This is a genomic window from Verrucomicrobiia bacterium (assembly GCA_035577545.1).
Classification (GTDB): domain Bacteria; phylum Verrucomicrobiota; class Verrucomicrobiia; order Palsa-1439; family Palsa-1439; genus Palsa-1439.
Genome location: DATLVI010000007.1, coordinates 35,062 through 51,217, shown reverse-complemented (window position 1 = coordinate 51,217; position 16,156 = coordinate 35,062). Strand labels below are relative to the sequence as shown.

Genomic DNA, 16,156 nt, shown 5'->3' with positions numbered 1-16,156 from the left:
GATGGGTTTAATCTCGGTGCGAACCATCTGGACGGCCTGGCGAATCGTTTCCGTATTCAGGCCGTTCTTTGCCAGGAATTTCTCCGCCTGATAACAGCGTAGCGGAGTCGCCGCTACGGACGCCAGCGCGATGTGGACTTGCTTTTTCGGGGTAATCGCCACCGCCACCGCTACGATCGAGATGTTCATCGCGCCGCGCTTGCCGTTCTTGGCCCAATCGGTCTGGTAGTTCGTCGGGATGATGATCTTCGTGATCATCTCATCGGACGCGAGGGCGGTCTTGCGGTAGCCGAGGAAAAACTTCTCGAGCGGCAGACGCCGTGAGCCACGCACACTGGTCAATTCCACTTCGGCATCGAGTGCGAGCAGGGCGGCGGAACCGTCACCGGCCGGTGAAGCGGTTGCGAGATTGCCAGCAATCGTGCCGAGTTCACGAATTCCCGGGCCGCCGACACTTAGCGAAGCCTGTGCGAGGCAGCGGATCGGCAGCTTTCCGGTTTGCGCGTGTGTGACGTTGCCGGCCAGTTCCAGTGTGCCGTTGTGTTTGTGAATCGCGCGCAATTCGGGGATGTGCGTGAGGTCGATGAAGTTCTCGGGGGCGGCTTTGCCGTGGTTCATTAGGACCACGAGGTCGGTGCCCCCGGCGAGGAAAGCGCCTCGTTCCTTCAGTTCGGCTTTGAGCTCGAGAGCCTTTTGGATGTCCTTCGGCTGGTAGAACACGGCTGCATTATGTCAACGAATTTGTTGACGGGCAAGAGTCAAAAACATTAAAACGAGGGCCGCTAACGAAAGGGATTCAATTATCATGACAGCTTCTGCCGATTTATTGCGCCATACCGTGAAGTCCTATGAGAAGGACATCATCAAGTTTTCCCGCGACCTCATCGCCATCCCTGGATTCAGCGGGACAGAGGGGAATGTCTGCAAGCGCATCGCCCAGGAAATGCGCAAGGTGGGTTTCGACAAGGTGTGGTTCGACAAGATGGGGAACGTCATCGGCCGGATCGGTAAGGGCAAGACGAAGATCATGATCGATTCGCACGTCGATACGGTGCACGTCGGCGACCGCAGCCAGTGGAAGTGGGACCCGTTCAAGGGGAAGTTCGAGAACGGCAAGATCTATGGACGCGGGGCCTGCGACCAGAAGACGTCCGTGGCGTCGATGGTGTACGCGGGGAAAGCGATCCAGGAACTCGGGCTTGGCGGAGACTATACGTTGTGGGTGGTCGGCAGCGTGATGGAAGAGGATTGCGACGGGTTGTGCCTGCTGCACGTCATTGAAAAAGAGAAGATGGTGCCGGACTACGTGGTCATCACGGAGCCGACGCATCTGGGCGTCTATCGCGGTCATCGCGGCCGCATGGAAATCAAGGTCACCGTCAAAGGCCGATCCTGCCATGCCTCCGCGCCCGAACGCGGTGACAATCCCATCACCAAGATGGCCGAGATCATCAAGGATGTCGACAAGTTGAACCGCAAGGGCCTCAAGTACGACAAGTTCCTTGGCGTTGGCACCGTGGCGGTCACGTGCATTGAAGCCAGCACACCGTCGTTCAACGCGGTGGCGGACGAATGCGCCATCTACCTCGACCGGCGCATGACGAAGGGCGAGACGCCGCAGTCGTCCGTAAAAGAAATCCAGGCATTGCCGTCTGTGAAGAAAGCGAAGGGCAGAGTTGAGATCTTGAATTACGATGCCGTCGCCTGGACCGGCCTGAAGGTTGGTCAGCAGAAATATTTCCCGACATGGGTGCTCGATGAGAAACATCCACTCGTCCGTGCCGGCGTGAAGGCCGGGGCCATTGCCCTCGGCAAAAAACCGCGCGTCGATCGCTGGACATTCTCCACCAACGGCGTCGCCACTGCCGGCCGCCACAACATCCCCACGATTGGTTTCGGTCCCCAACACGAAATCTACGCGCACCAGACCAACGAGGTCGTGCCCGTGGATGCGCTCATCAAGGCGACGATCTTCTACGCCGCGATTCCGCAGATCATTGTGGCGGAGACGAAGCGGCGGTAGGGCTGCCCGCCAATATATAGCAGGTGTAGACGCTCGTTCGGAACCCCGTTTTGAGTTGTGGGCTGCCCGCGAATGTGGTATCAACGGCGCAGGCCAGAGGACGGACAGCTCTTCTGTTGTCCGACGCGGTTCAGGGGTTAATCGGTGAGAGAGTGCGGATGAAAGACCGAACCGATCTCAAAACGCGAGGCTTCACTTTTACGGAACTGCTGGTGGTTGTTTCCGTTGGCGCGGTTTTGGCGGGGACGATCTTGCCGGCGCTGGACACGGCACAGGATACATTGAAGGCGGCGGTTTGTCTCAGTAACATGCATCAATGGGGGCTGGGCTTCAGCCTGTATGCCGCAGACCAGAGGGACTATTGGCCGGCCGAGGGCAGTAACTTTAGTGTGATTGACGGAGGGCCCAATCTCAATGCTTGGTTCAACGTGGTGCCGCCTTACTTGAAGCAAGCGCCGCTGATTCAATACTATGAAGGGGGCACGCCGCCGGCACCGCTCACAAAAAGCATCTGGATCTGCCCCAGCGCAACCAACAGAACCGTATCGATCACACTCTCAAGCCCGTATTTTACCTACGCATTCAATTCGCGCATGGACCCGAACGGAGCGGCACAATTCCAGCGCGGCCAATGCGTCGCGCCCGCTACCACGATATTATTTGCAGAAGAAGCGGAAGACGGCTTTTGTAATACGACCGGCAGGTTTGCACCGGCGCGGCATTTTGACGGCGGGAACTTTGTCCTCTGTGATGGTCATGCGGAATGGATCGCCTATACCAACTTCTGCAGACAATGCCCGGCCAACCCGTTCACCGACTCCAACTCAACGGCGACCGGCGATTGGAAGACCGGCGTGCCTTACCATTGGTTTCCGTTTAAGGGCGCGTCGACCTGAGTACGTGGCGTGTAAAGGGCGTGTAAAATAGTGGTTTTGGACGTTTTTGGGATTGTTAGCGCGAGGGGAATGAGCTAGGAACCTTGCGGGTGATCGTTCTGGAGTGTGTGAGGATGAAAGAGAGAGCCGACTACAAAACGAGGGGCTTTACTTTCACGGAACTGCTTGTGGTTGTTTCCCTGGGCGCAATTCTGGTTGGGACGATCCTGCCGGCGCTGAACACAGCGCAGGATACGATGAAGGCGGCGGTGTGCCTCGGCAATATGCATCAATGGGGCGTGGCCGTCAGCTTGTATACCGCGGACCAAAAAGATTACTATCCCTACGATGGCAACGTCTCCGCTAGCGTCTGCGATACGCCCAACGCGAACGCATGGTACAATGTTCTTCCTCCGTACATCAAACAGCCGAAACTTTGCGACCTGTACGGAGCCAATACACCGCCGACTCCGCGCATGAAAGGCATTTGGACTTGCCCCAGCGCGACCAACACGACCGTGTCCCCGACACTGGCGAACCCAGACTTCATGTACGCGATCAGTACGTGTCTGCATGGTACACTTGGAGCCCACGCTACATTCAGACGAAGCCGAATGGTAAGTCCCGCCACCACGATTATCTTGGTGGAGGAACCGGAAGACGTCTTCCCCTCGACAAATGGCAAATTCATCGCTGAGGATCCTTTTGGCAATTACACGCCCAGCACCGCGAGACACTCGGGGGGATTGAATTTTGTCATGGGTGACGGTCATGCACAGTGGATCAGAATTGAGGACTATTGCAGGAACTGTCCGTCCGACGCGGGTGCATTTAACGACTCGAGCGTCGGTCCCAACGGCGACTGGCATGCCGGCAGGCCGTATCACTGGTGGTTCGCCCCGGGTATTTCGACTTCACCACAATAGGAACCATGGACGATGCTGCATGAACTCAACCTTGAAGAATAAGCGTATCTATCAGCGATTAGTCGCTGTGTGCGCCATGGTTTTCTTGGCTGGCGCATTCGGACCGATCACGGGCTGGGCTCTGACCAATTCGTGGAACACTTCAGCCAGCGACAAGTGGGAAGCTGCCGGGGACTGGTCGCTTGGCTTGGCGCCGACGAATACGCAGTCAATCTACGTTACGAACTCCATCTCCAAGATTGTGACGATCGACTCGACAACGGTCGGCACATTCCCGAACACGATGACCGTCAATGACCTGAGCCTTTGGAGCTCCGGCAGCACGACCAATACGGTGCTAATCTCGAACATCGGAACCAACGTGTCGTTGACGATGCTCACTTCCTTGTCGATCAGCAATGGGGGAGTGTTGGTGATCTCGAATTCGGCGGTGCTTGTGACCGGGCCGACCAATACGGTTGATAACCTGGGAGGCAGTATTGTCCTCGCGAATGGTAGTCTGGCGGTTTCTAACGTGGCTGCCGTTGGGCCGGAGCCCGGTTCGCCGGGTTTGCTGACCATCAACGGGACCGGCAGTTTTTCGGGATACCTCGCAGTTGGGCTTGATACCAATGCCGTTGGGAATGTTTTTTTATCAGGAGGGCAGTTGGCGTTGACCAACGGCCCGACGGCGGTTGGATTGTACGGCACCGGTCAGTTGACCGTTGTCAACGGTTCGGTCCTGACTTCCGACCAACCGGTGCTGGTGGGTCTCGGCGCCGCTTCGCAAGGCGCTGTCGTGATGGACACCAGTTCGTGGATCGCGGCCGGACATATGGTGGTCGGGGAATATGACGGCGCGACGGGCGTGGTGCAGATCACGTCGGGACAACTTACGGTGACCAATGCTTTCCTGATGCTCATCGGTGGGGGTGGGAACGGGCAACAGTTCTGGTCCAATGCGACGGTGTCCGTCGGTCCCCTCGAAATCGGAGCGAACGGGGGTACACTGCCCTTCGCGACTAACATCGCGCCGCATGCCGGGTCACAGGGCACTCTGACGATGATGGGAAGCACCGTTGAGGTCCAGGGGCCGCTGTTCCTTGGGACGGGCATTGGAGCAACCGGTACCGTGTGGATGACCGGCGGGCAACTGGTCGCCACAAACTCGCCGATTTTCGTTGCGCCTTGGGGTGACGGCAACATCACCATCTCTAATGGTACGTGGATCGGGAACTCGATGCAGTTGGGAATGTATTTCTGCGTCATTACGAACGCGCCGGCTACAAACCAAGTGGCATTCCCTGCGCGGGGCACGCTTAATCTTGACGGAGGATCGGCGACGCTGTTTTCGAATATGGTCATTGGCAACTGTCCAACCGGCGGGGTCGGTGTGGTGAATGTCGCGGGCGGTAGTTTGTATGTGACCAACGCGGCGCACAATGCCTACATTGACGTGCGCAACGGTCAATTGATTTTGAGTGCGGGCCTGCTGAAGACGGATGTGCTGATCCTGACGAATACCTGCGGACAGTTCATCCACACCGGAGGCGCGCTCATCGTGAGCAAGGTGATCTTCAACACGAATGCATTCCAAATCACAGCGATCACCCCGCAGGGCAATGACCTGTTCATTACCTGGCTGATGGCCCCCGGGCTGACCAATGCTTTGCAGGTCTCGGCCGGTGGGGTCGGTGGCATTTATACGACGAATGGTTTCACGGACATCTTCGTCGTGACGAATTCTGCCGGCCCGGGCGTCACGACCAACTACCTCGATGTCGGCGGCGCGACGAATTCACCCGCGCGGTATTACCGTGTAAGATTGGTCCCATAGGTAATGTTGCCGCGAAACAACATCGCGGGTTTGCCAGCGAAGCTGGCGTCTCGTCTGACTCGGCTCCAGGCTGCTAGTGCAGCCTTCGGCTATCGCGTACGGCTGATACCGTAAGGCAAAACCCCCGGTCGCTTGTTCAGAGAAAATGTCACAAATAATTTTTTGCATTCGTTGGGAGGGGTGCTAGCGTTTGTAGGATGTCATGGGGGCGGTAGGAATCGTACCGCAATGGCGAACGCAGTTAACTCAACCAAAAGGAGTCAGTAGTCATGTTCGTAGCGATTCATCACAACATCACGGATCCCAAGACGTGGGAGGAGACCACGAGCCAGATCGGCCCGATGGTCGAGCAGGGGAGATTGCCGAAAGGTCTGAAGGCGGTTTTCTATCTACCCAGCGCGGACGGCCGGCGGGCCGATTGCGTGTGGGAAGCGGATTCGCTGGACAATCTGAAGCGGTTCCTTGAACCACTGACGTCGAAGGCGGCGCGGAACGAGTACTTCCAGATCAACACGGAACACGCGTTTGGTCTGCCCGCACACGAGACGCAGCACGCGTCGGCTCGCCACTAACGCAGTCGAGGGTAATCCAACAGACAGAGGTCTTCGGCGTTCCCGAAGGCCTGACAAGCGGAGAGGCCAGGTTGGCCTCTCCCTTTTTTGGCGGTGGATGTGGGCGAGAAGACTATAGATAGCACTATCCATAACGACGAAACGGGAAAGAGGGAAGTCGGCGGGAGTGGCGCGGGCGGTTTATGAAGTGTGTCCAGAATACGGAGTTGACCCAAACGACACCATCAATCTTTCACGGTAAGAGTCTATGGTGATGGATTCACCAACTTGGGCGGTGGGGCATTCGTCCGGGGGATATCAACGATCTGCATACAGTTCAGATAACCACCAACACTCGGGTCGCGGTTCGTCCCCTGGAACTTGATGTAGATGATGCCGTTGCTCTGCGGGGCCAGTCCGCTAATGGTGGCTACTTTGTTCGAATTGTGGGCCGCAGGGTTGCCGGGACTCTGTACATAGAGGCTAATGGAAGTGACCACCCTCGAGTAACTCGCGTCACTGCAAACGAAGTAGGTTGTGTAATCGCTAGGGCTGTACTTATGCGATCCGAAGAAGGTCAGCGAGTAAACCTTCGTCGGATCCAGCCCTTGAATTTGGAACTTTGAATTCACGTAATAGTGGTACACGGCTTCCTTGACGCCCAGGTTGCCGAGCGCGTCCGCGTCAATGACGCAGGCGCTGGGATCCTGAGTCGCTCCGGAAGGGCCGTTGTAATAGTCGGTTCCGGCTGCGGACTGAAAACTCAGGCCCATGGTCGTCACCTCGCCGGCGGCGTTCTTCAGGGGGCCATTAACCGCGTCCGCCCCAACGCTGTTCCAAAAATTACCCCGCAGATCGGGACTCGGCATGTTGATACCGCGGTAACTCTGGCTGTTCCCAAAAGCAATCAAGACTGGACTGCTCGGCGGCGGCGCTTCTGAAACATTCACCTTGGCATAAAGGGCGGCTATCGGAATGACAACGCAACCGAAGATGACCACCAGTCTGATGATACGATTCATTTACACACCTTGATGAATTTTGGTTGTTGTGCGGTTGACCGATATTTCGCCCCGCGACCGCGGCGTGACAGTCAGTCTCATTGACCCGCATTTTATCGTTTCTTACGGTGTTATCAAGCCATCTGCGGGGTTTGGTCGGTCGAGCTGGAGGCCGGATTGTTTTATGATGAGATCTGGGCCCAGTTTCCGAGCGTCAATACCAAGGACTGGCCCCTTTACCGCTTTACGGGATTCTGTTCGGCAAACCAAATCAGTGCGGTGGCTTCCGTTTTTTGAATCCACGCGGCCTTCTCATCCGTGTAGGCATATGAATCATTCGGGTGAAGGTCTCGCGCCCGGCGTTTTTCGGTTTCGTAAGCGCGGGCCACTTCGGGATGCGCGCGCAAATAGTTTCTAAAGGCGATGTGACGCTCGACGTGGGGCGAATCTGCCTGGAAAAAGTGAAGCTGAACAATGCGGGTACCGGTTTCATCGTCACGTTTACAATAGCGCCGTCCCGGTATGCCCAACTCGCCGAGCCAATCGTAGCCGAGCGCCTCAATGCACCCACGTTCCCGATCGAGGTCGGCCAGATCGGTGACCAGCGGCATCAGATCGAAGATGGGCTTGGCCGCCAGCCCTGGCACCGCGGTCGAGCCGATATGATGGACGGTCATAAGGACCGGGCCGAGGACGCGCAACTGTTCCGCGTAGCCGGCTGCCATCTGCGGCCAATCGGGATTATAGGCAGCCATGATGACTGGAATCGGCATGGAACCATTCTAGGAATGAGCCAGCGGAAATTCAATCTGAGATACTGCCGACTGTATTCGTGTAAATTGTAAAGCGTTGACCCATATGATTAGGGCTTTTGCTGCTGCCGTCAGGCTTTTCAACTCAACTGCTTTAACAAAGCATTCGATCTCATTGAGTTCGCGCGTGTTGTCTTAAGGAAGATTGTCGAAAAAGAGATAGACGGCGGCAATCCGCCCGTCCCGGGCAATGATGAAATCAGTCCCAGCATACGCTGGTGCCTCCCCGGGGCGGCCCGATACCCATCGGACGCGTCCCCCATTGCCCAATTCCTCCGGCTCGGAGATTGGCTGATATCGAAACTCAGGGTGAGTCGCCTTGATCGCGCCCGCGACGCGATCGATCTCGTCGCGTCCACGATGGGCGCCGCTTTTGGGGTCGTAGAAAACGCCATCCTCGGCCCAAAGCTCGTCGATTGCAGCGCGACGACGCACGGGGTCATTTTCGCCAAATACGTCGCTCAGATTGCGAAGCAGTAACGTCGATATGCTGTTGGGCATCGTGTTCTCCGTTTCAGATCGTAGGCCGCGAGCCACCCGACCTTGGCTAATTTTATGACTTCTCAACATTGATTCGTGAAAAGGCACTGGTAATCGAACTTCAATCTTGCGTCAATGACTGTCTTGTCGCTCAAAGTCCTGTGTAGTCGCCTAACCGTCCATGTGAAGTAAAGCTTCATTTCTCCGGTGGCGGCGTTATTCAGGACTTGTCGATCTCGGCGGAGGACGATTTTTTGAGTTCGGCAAGGGGAGCCACATTCCGCATGATTTTGCATTTTCTTTCATCAGCCACTTGATGCCGGGAAAACAACATAGTCGTCGCTTTCCCGAGGCCAGCATATCGCAGGCTTTCTCGATCCGGCGCCGGCGCGTTTCCGGTTGTTTGGCTGTGCTGATCGAGAAAATCCAGTCCCGGCGCGCGAGGGGTGTGATATCCGCCCACGACGCCTGCGCCGGCGGGGCCGCGGCAAGGGCTTGGCGCAGATCCACTGGCACCCTGACCTCCGGTTCTTCTCCGACCCGCGTAATCTCCACCATTAGCGTGTCTTCAGCGTCGGCGCCGGCAGCATCGTGCATGGCTTTGTTGACCCTGAGCTGGTGACTTCCTTTGCCGTCTGGTTCGAGGGCGGCTCGAAAGGGGATGGCATTGATCGTTCCCTCAACGATGGTCATACCTCGTGAGGGAAGCTTCGCGCTCGCGTTCCTGGGCAGAGTGAGAAGAGCCGACGATCCAATCTTTCCGGTTGCCTTGGGCCGAAACAACGTGGCACGGAAGCGAATCGTTGGCCTGGTTTCTTGCCGCTTGGCCAGTTTCATGGATTGGTATAGTACCAAATAAAACAATTATTCAACAAGCTGGGTCCGGATTAGGCAGCGGTTGGCGACCGCGAATGGATCCGCCTTCGCTGGAGCTACGGCGCGACGAGGGCGCTAATCTGCGCGAATTTGGAATTCACCACAAAGCCATCCGCCTCCGCTCTTCGAGCTACGGCGGACAAGCAAGAGGGCGCGAAGATTATGGATAGCACTATCCATAACTGCGGGGTGGGAAGGAGGGAAGGCGTTGGCGGGACTGGCTCCGGCGGTTTGGGAATTGTGTACGGAGTAGTGAGTTGACCCCAATTAAAAGATTCTCCTGGCCGACGCTGCCGAACGCTATGGCCGGCTTCTGGGTGTGCCGGTGGAATCAGTCGCTGGCGGGAAAGGAGATCAGCACTTGAGAAGCGGCTGATCCCGGTTATTTGAGCGAAGCCATGTCGATGACGAAGCGATATTTCACGTCCTGTTTGAGCAGGCGCTCGTAGGCTTCGTTGATTTTCTGGATGGGAATCATCTCGATGTCCGACGCGAGCTTGTGCTCGGCGCAGAAATTGAGCATTTCCTGTGTTTCCGGGATACCGCCGATGGCTGACCCGGCAAAATTGCGGCGGGGCAAGATCAGGTTGAAGGCGCTGACCGGCAACGGGTGCTCCGGTGCGCCGACAAGGACGAGGGTACCGTCCAATTTCAAGAGGGCGAGGTAGGCATCGATATCGTGCTGGGCGGAAACAGCATCGAGGATGAAATTGAAGCTGGTGCCGTGCTTCTTCATCTCGTCGGCGTTTTTGGAGATAACGACTTCGTGAGCGCCGAGACGCAGGCCGTCGGCAACTTTTCCGGGCGAGGTGGTAAACAACACGACGTGGGCGCCCATGGCCCGCGCGAGTTTTACGCCCATGTGACCGAGCCCGCCGAGACCGACGATGCCGACTTTTTGGTTGGGGCCAACTTTCCAGTGGCGCAGGGGTGAATACGTGGTGATGCCGGCGCAGAGCAGCGGCGCGGCGGCGGCCGGGTCGAGCCCCGGCGGAATGCGCAGGACGAAAGATTCATCGACCACAACACTGGTGGAGTAACCGCCGAACGTCTGGCCCCCGAGAACCTTGTCATTGCCGTTGTAGGTCCAGATGGTTCCTCCCGTGAGGCAGTATTGTTCATTGCCCGCGCGGCAATTCGCGCAGGTACGACAGGAATCGACCATGCAGCCCACGCCGGTGAGGTCGCCTTTCTTGAATTTGGTGACACGGTCGCCGACGCGGGTGACGCGACCAATAATTTCGTGACCGGGGACACACGGATAGGTGGTGTTGTGCCACTCGTTGCGGGCCTGATGCAGGTCGGAATGACAAACGCCGCAGAAGAGGATTTCCATTTCAACATCGGTGGAGCCGGGTTCGCGACGGGCAATGGCGAACGGGGCGAGGGCGGAAGCAGCCGCTTGCGCCGCGTAAGATTTAGTGTTGTGCGTGCTCATGGCCGAACTATAGCACCGGATTTTTCGGTATCAACCGGGTGTGGAAGCAAAACGATGAAATCCGTCAAGAATACAGGTCTGACCCCGATTACTCTAAATGTCGTTTTCGGCCCATCGCACTTGAAGCGCTGCAAAAGACTGGCCGCACCTGGGAAATTGTGTACGTCGGCGGAAGCCTAAATTCTGCGCAGACCGCAGTGGAAGCTGATCTTGGGTTATGGTAAATTGTCCATGTGAAAAATGCAATTCAAACGAAATAACCGTATGCCAAATCTCGCAGAAACCTTTCATTCTCTCCATAAACAACACGACATCTTAATCTTGCCGAATGCCTGGGACGCGAGCAGCGCGAAAGTCATTGAAAATGCGGGTGCAAAGGCAATCGCCACTTCAAGTGCAGGCGTTGCCTGGGCACTCGGCTATCCCGATGGTGACGTGCTGCCAGCCCGGATGCTTGCGGAACTTACCGCTCGAATCACGGATGCCATTCGCATTCCACTTTCAGTGGATTTCGAGGGCGGTTATACAAAAAATCCCGCAGAAATCGCCGAGAATCTCAAGCCCATCATCAACGCAGGAGCCGTGGGCATCAACATCGAAGACGGCGAAAGCACGCCGGAACTCTTAGCCAAAAAAATCGAAAAAGCTCGAAAAGCCGCTGAGAGCACCGGCGTAAGCGTATTCATCAATGCGCGCACCGACGTTTATCTGGCAGAGATAGGCAGCCCCGAAAGTCGCGTCGGAGAGACCGTCAGTCGTGCCGCGCGTTACCGTGAGGCCGGAGCCGATGGAATTTTTGTTCCAGGTCTCTATGAGCCTGCGGACATCAAGGCCATCGTTTCGGAAGTCAAAATGCCAATCAACGTCATGGCGTATCCTGGCCTCCCACCGGCAAAGGAATTGAAGAAGCTCGGCGTGCAGCGATTGAGCTCTGGCACCGCCATCCCTCAAATGATCTGGAGTCGTGTTGCGGAATTGGCAAAGGGCTTTCTCTCGACCGGCGATTCAAAGCCGCTGTTCAATGACTCAATGGCCTACGGGAAATTGCAAGAATTGTTCACTCGATAATCGTCCGCATGAGATAATGCCCACTTGATGATTGATTCCGTAACTGAGCGAACGCGGAGGAGCAAAAACGCCGCAGCTTTAGGCCGCGGCGTCGTACGGCTGGGCGGTTCAGATGTTCCCCCTTAGTTTGCTCTGGTGCCGGCTGGCTGGCCTCTCGTCAAGCCGGAAGTGAGAATTATTAATCGAGTATTGATATTTCCCCTAGACATCGTATTCCGATAATGATATAAGGTGGGCATGTTGTCTAACCGGAAGAAGCGGTTGAATGGGAGCAATCGCTTTTTCTCTGCGCCAAACCCGCCGCGTGAGGGCACGCGGCCTACAACAACTGAACCCCTAACTGAAGGATCGATCGAGTCATGAACGAGAAAGATGTCACTCCCACAGCAGAAGTAACGAACCAGAACCCGGAAACCGTTTTAGAAGTGCAAGGCGAGGACGCGGTTGCTTCCGAAAGCCAAATCAGTGCGAATCGGCGGAATGCGCTTAAGTCGACGGGGCCGCGGACGGTGAAGGGGAAGGCGGCTTCGCGGATGAATGCGATGCGGCATGGGATTTTGTCGTCGGCGCTGGTGGTGCGGGGGCTGAGGATTCGGGAGCACGAGGAGGAGTTCAAGGCGTTGCGGGAGCAGTGTTGGGAATGTCTCGCGCCGGTGGGGCGGATGGAAGAAATGCTGGTGGACAAGATCGTCACGGCACAGTGGCGGATGCGGCGGGCGTTGATGGCGGAGACGGGGGAGATTGTGAAGAGCGTGGACGGCGGGCGGCAGCATCGGGCGGATCGGGACCCGCTTTCGCAGTGGATATTTATGGATCCGACGCGTGACGCGTCGGTGGCGATGACGAAATCGAGCGCGGGGTTGGAGTACCGGACGCATATCCTGGAGACGGTGCGGGAGAACGTGAGGAAGGACGGGGAATTGACGGAGAAGACGCTCGAATGGGTGCGGCGGCGGTTTATGGATGTGCCGAATAATATGACGCGAGCACTGGAGGGGTTTCGGAAGACGTACGTGGCTAATCCGGAAGGTCTAACTCCCGAAGATTTGAAGTTGAGGCACCAGACGGCGGTGGACCGGTATGTGGAGGCGACGCTCGGTTGGCAGGCGAAGTTGAATACGGAACATCGGGACCGTGAGGACAAACAGGAGACGGCGGGACAGGCGGCGGATGTGTTGCCGTCGAGCGAGGTGCTGGAGAAGATTATGCGATATGAGGGGTCGCTGGATCGGCAGTTGTATCGGGCGATGAACCAGCTTGAGAGGTTGCAGCGCCGGAGGGAAGGTGAAGATGTGAAGCCGCCGCTAATGATGGATGTGATGAAGTGATCCTATTGCGCGGAGATACGACCACCCCTCACCCTAACCCTCTCCCCCAAGGGGAGAGGCAGGGAAATCCAGTGGAAATCGTGTCTGCATATCGTACGGGAAGGAAAGGTGCCCTATATATGATTCTACCAAACGAACCCAATTTTTTCCGGAGGAAAAATGGCATTTATCCATCAGGGGGACAAGGTGTTATGCGATAAAAAAGTGGCTAAAATAATTGGGTTCGTTTTCCAAAACGAACCCAATTTCAAACGGTTTAATAGGGCACGAACGACGACGACCGGGCCGGTCGCCCTACAATAAATATGTGAAGAGCAGCCACGACAACGCCGAAAAAGGATTCGGGGCAGGCTGTGGCCCTCCACGGTGGGAAACGACCAAAGGTGAGACGGAATTGCGGCGTGCTATTGAGTTGGATGGGCCTTATAATGGACGGCTATGCCATTTCGCGCACTTGGTCTTGATACTAATGTCCTGAAAGCTGTTGCGGCTGCCGGGTACACGGAACCCACTCCCATCCAGACGGCGGCGATCCCGTTGATCTTGGCGGGGCATGATGTGATCGGCATCGCGCAGACGGGGACGGGGAAGACGGCGGCGTTTGTGCTGCCGATTTTGGCGAAGTTGGCGGCGCTGATCGGGGCGGGGCAGAAGCGGGGGATTCGCGTGTTGGTGGTGGCGCCGACGCGGGAGTTGGTGGTGCAGATCGAGGAAAATGTGCGGGCGTACGGGCGGTATATGTCGGTGCGGATGGCGACGGTGTACGGGGGCGTGGGTGAACATCCGCAGATCCAGGCGTTGCGGTCGGGGGTGGACATCGTGGTGGCGACGCCGGGGCGGTTGCTGGATTTGATGGGGCGGAAGAACGGGGATTTTTCCGGGATACAATTCTTGGTGCTCGATGAAGCGGACCGGATGCTCGACATGGGATTTTTGCCGGACATCCGGCGGATCGTGAAGGCGCTGCCGACGAAGCGGCAGACGTTGCTGTTTTCGGCGTCATTGTCGCGCGACATCGAGCAGGTGACGCGGGAATTTCAGCATGCGCCGAAGGTCGTCCAGATCGGCAAGCGCGCGAATCCCGCGGAGACGGTGACGCAGTTTGTTTATGAAGTGCCGAAACATTTGAAGGCGTCGCTGCTGCTGCATCTGCTCAAGGACCCGCAGATGAACATGGTGCTGATTTTTGTCCGCATGAAACACGCAGCCGATCATCTCGCGGACCATCTGGACCATAAGGGGATTAAGACGGCGACGATCCATTCGAATCGGTCGCAGAGCCAGCGGTTGCGGGCGTTGAAGGATTTCAAGTCCGGCGCGGTGCGGGTGCTGGTGGCGACAGATATCGCGGCGCGGGGGATCGATGTGGATGGGATTTCGCATGTGGTGAATTACGATTTCCCGATGCACTCGGAGGATTACGTCCATCGGATTGGTCGGACCGGTCGGGCGCACGCGGTTGGCGATGCGATCAGTTTTATCACGGCGGCGGACTACGGCGCGTTGCGGGCGCTGGAGCGGTTTATTGGAAGAGGTATCGTGCGGAAACGGGCGGAGGGTTTTGACTATCAGGGTGCGGTGGCGCAGCCCGGTGACCAAGATGCGCGACCATATCGGTCCAAGCAGTTGAGCCCGGCGGGTCACGGCCAAGGACACAAACAGGGGCACTCAGGACAAGGCGGTGGTTCGGGGCAAAAACGGCACGGAGGACAGGGCGGCGGTCATCGTGGTTCGCGATCCCGGTCGCGTTGGGGTCGGTAATGCAAACGCTGAGCGAACGCCGATTGCTTCGTTGGACCGCCCCATTTGACGGCCCAACCGTCTGCTCAATAACCGAGACTGAGCGTGTAGCGCAGGATGTTGTGGCACGGGACCGTGTCGATGGTGGTCTTGCTTTGCCAGCCCTGACAGCACATTTCGGCTGTGACCGTTGTGCGGTGCTCTTTGACGGCCTTGGCGAGTTGTTCGGACAGGTCGAAATCGCCGCGAATGCAGCCGGCATTGGGGCAATCCACGCGGAAGACGGATTTGGCGCGGTCGAGATTGGGGGAGTACTTGATCTGGCTGTTCTTGGTGACACCTTTGGAATTGAAATAGCCGAGGTTCACGATCAAGGATTTCAACTGAGGAAATTTGTCCGTGAGGGTGGGCGAACTGCCGACCCGCTGGCTTTCCTGCGCGCGGTAGTCGAACCGTGGTCCTTCTTTTGGTCGATACATCGTGATGAGCCTTTCTTTGAGTTTAAGTGCGCAACCACTCTAGCACAAAAATCGTGTGCTGTCGGTGACAATCGTCAAGTCTTAACGGCGCTATTCGTTGCAACTTGACATGGGCAATGAATAACTTTAGAGAAGCACCGTCGAAGAAAACGGGATATTTCCGAATATGAAGAAGGCATCTCTCGCGCTCATCACTGTCGCCATCGGGATACTGGTTGCTCTTCCAGCACAGGCGGGCGTTCACGTGACCGTCGCGCCGGAACCGGTGGAGAAACCAGTTGCGTTACGGACGGCCGACGGTAAATACGTCACAACTGTTACGGGCGGTTTTCTCACCCTGGGCGGGGAAAAGATCGGTTCCAAGCAAGTGTTTACCATCATTGATCTCAACGGAACCGATCCGGCGGATGGAGACGCGGTCAAGATTCGCTATACTCCCGGAGGGCTTTCAGGGGATAAAACGAAGAGCAACTATTGGCGGGAAACCGATGAGGGGATCAAGCGCGTTTCTGAAGGCAGCGTGTTCAAGCTCAAGCTGGTGGAAACGAAGTACGCCTTTCAAACACCGAGTGGAAAATTCGTCACCGGCGTTACGCCGGAAGGTGTATTCGGCCTAACAGATAAACAAGCGAATGCGCTGCTCGTAGAGTTGGTAGATCTTTCCACGGGTATTCCGAAGACCCCGAAGCAACCCAAGGCTCAAGCGCCAGCACCCGAGAAGCCCGTTACGGAATGATTGTCTT

At 56.9% G+C, this 16,156-nt stretch carries 16 protein-coding genes; 9 read left to right on the top strand and 7 right to left on the bottom strand.

Annotated features, from left to right (window positions below; genetic code table 11):
- Positions 1-720, bottom strand: a 720-nt coding sequence (locus VNL17_01820) for an FAD binding domain-containing protein (protein HXI82809.1), incomplete at its 3' end; no start/stop codon positions are given.
- Positions 721-805: 85 nt separating this feature from the next.
- On the opposite strand from VNL17_01820, the gene VNL17_01815 reads away from it, so the two are divergent.
- The 5 genes from VNL17_01815 (at position 806) to VNL17_01795 (ending at position 6,212) form a co-directional block, all read left to right on the top strand.
- Positions 806-2,023 carry a YgeY family selenium metabolism-linked hydrolase gene (locus VNL17_01815; protein ID HXI82808.1) on the top strand — a complete coding sequence of 406 codons (1,218 nt, stop codon included), beginning with the start codon at positions 806-808 and terminating at the stop codon, positions 2,021-2,023.
- A 158-nt stretch (positions 2,024-2,181) separates the two neighbouring features.
- A complete protein-coding gene (locus tag VNL17_01810; protein HXI82807.1) occupies positions 2,182-2,919 on the top strand; it encodes a type II secretion system protein in 738 nt (245 codons plus the stop codon).
- 113 nt (positions 2,920-3,032) lie between these two features.
- On the top strand, positions 3,033-3,824 hold the full coding sequence (locus VNL17_01805) for a prepilin-type N-terminal cleavage/methylation domain-containing protein (protein HXI82806.1): 792 nt from the start codon (positions 3,033-3,035) through the stop codon (positions 3,822-3,824).
- A gap of 76 nt (positions 3,825-3,900) precedes the next feature.
- Complete coding sequence (locus VNL17_01800) at positions 3,901-5,640, top strand: hypothetical protein (GenBank protein HXI82805.1); 1,740 nt, start codon at positions 3,901-3,903, stop codon at positions 5,638-5,640.
- 269 nt (positions 5,641-5,909) lie between these two features.
- Positions 5,910-6,212 carry a hypothetical protein gene (locus VNL17_01795; protein HXI82804.1) on the top strand — a complete coding sequence of 101 codons (303 nt, stop codon included), beginning with the start codon at positions 5,910-5,912 and terminating at the stop codon, positions 6,210-6,212.
- A 245-nt stretch (positions 6,213-6,457) separates the two neighbouring features.
- On the opposite strand, the gene VNL17_01790 is transcribed toward VNL17_01795, so the two are convergent.
- The 5 genes from VNL17_01790 to VNL17_01770 form a co-directional block, all read right to left on the bottom strand.
- Complete coding sequence (locus VNL17_01790; protein ID HXI82803.1) at positions 6,458-7,213, bottom strand: hypothetical protein; 756 nt, start codon at positions 7,211-7,213, stop codon at positions 6,458-6,460.
- A 215-nt stretch (positions 7,214-7,428) separates the two neighbouring features.
- The gene (locus tag VNL17_01785; protein HXI82802.1) at positions 7,429-7,965 is read right to left on the bottom strand and encodes a GrpB family protein; all 537 of its coding nucleotides are present in this window, start codon (positions 7,963-7,965) and stop codon (positions 7,429-7,431) included.
- A gap of 174 nt (positions 7,966-8,139) precedes the next feature.
- Positions 8,140-8,505 (bottom strand): nuclear transport factor 2 family protein, encoded by a 366-nt coding sequence (locus VNL17_01780; GenBank protein ID HXI82801.1) that lies wholly within the window; start codon positions 8,503-8,505, stop codon positions 8,140-8,142.
- Between the two features lie 195 nt (positions 8,506-8,700).
- On the bottom strand, positions 8,701-9,321 hold the full coding sequence (locus VNL17_01775) for a YdeI/OmpD-associated family protein (protein HXI82800.1): 621 nt from the start codon (positions 9,319-9,321) through the stop codon (positions 8,701-8,703).
- 421 nt (positions 9,322-9,742) lie between these two features.
- Positions 9,743-10,798 carry an NAD(P)-dependent alcohol dehydrogenase gene (locus tag VNL17_01770; protein ID HXI82799.1) on the bottom strand — a complete coding sequence of 352 codons (1,056 nt, stop codon included), beginning with the start codon at positions 10,796-10,798 and terminating at the stop codon, positions 9,743-9,745.
- A gap of 264 nt (positions 10,799-11,062) precedes the next feature.
- Here VNL17_01770 and VNL17_01765 point away from each other — a divergent pair, with 264 nt between their 5' ends.
- From VNL17_01765 to VNL17_01755, 3 genes are all read left to right on the top strand, one after another.
- Entirely contained in the window at positions 11,063-11,866 is an 804-nt protein-coding gene (locus tag VNL17_01765) for an isocitrate lyase/phosphoenolpyruvate mutase family protein (GenBank protein ID HXI82798.1), read from the top strand.
- 359 nt (positions 11,867-12,225) lie between these two features.
- Complete coding sequence (locus tag VNL17_01760) at positions 12,226-13,194, top strand: hypothetical protein (protein HXI82797.1); 969 nt, start codon at positions 12,226-12,228, stop codon at positions 13,192-13,194.
- 438 nt (positions 13,195-13,632) lie between these two features.
- On the top strand, positions 13,633-14,955 hold the full coding sequence (locus tag VNL17_01755) for a DEAD/DEAH box helicase (protein HXI82796.1): 1,323 nt from the start codon (positions 13,633-13,635) through the stop codon (positions 14,953-14,955).
- A gap of 65 nt (positions 14,956-15,020) precedes the next feature.
- Here VNL17_01755 and VNL17_01750 read toward each other — a convergent pair whose 3' ends face one another.
- Positions 15,021-15,413: a hypothetical protein gene (locus VNL17_01750; GenBank protein HXI82795.1), complete on the bottom strand. Its 393-nt coding sequence runs from the start codon at positions 15,411-15,413 to the stop codon at positions 15,021-15,023.
- 166 nt (positions 15,414-15,579) lie between these two features.
- Here VNL17_01750 and VNL17_01745 point away from each other — a divergent pair, with 166 nt between their 5' ends.
- On the top strand, positions 15,580-16,149 hold the full coding sequence (locus tag VNL17_01745; GenBank protein ID HXI82794.1) for a hypothetical protein: 570 nt from the start codon (positions 15,580-15,582) through the stop codon (positions 16,147-16,149).
- Positions 16,150-16,156: the final 7 nt, after the last annotated feature.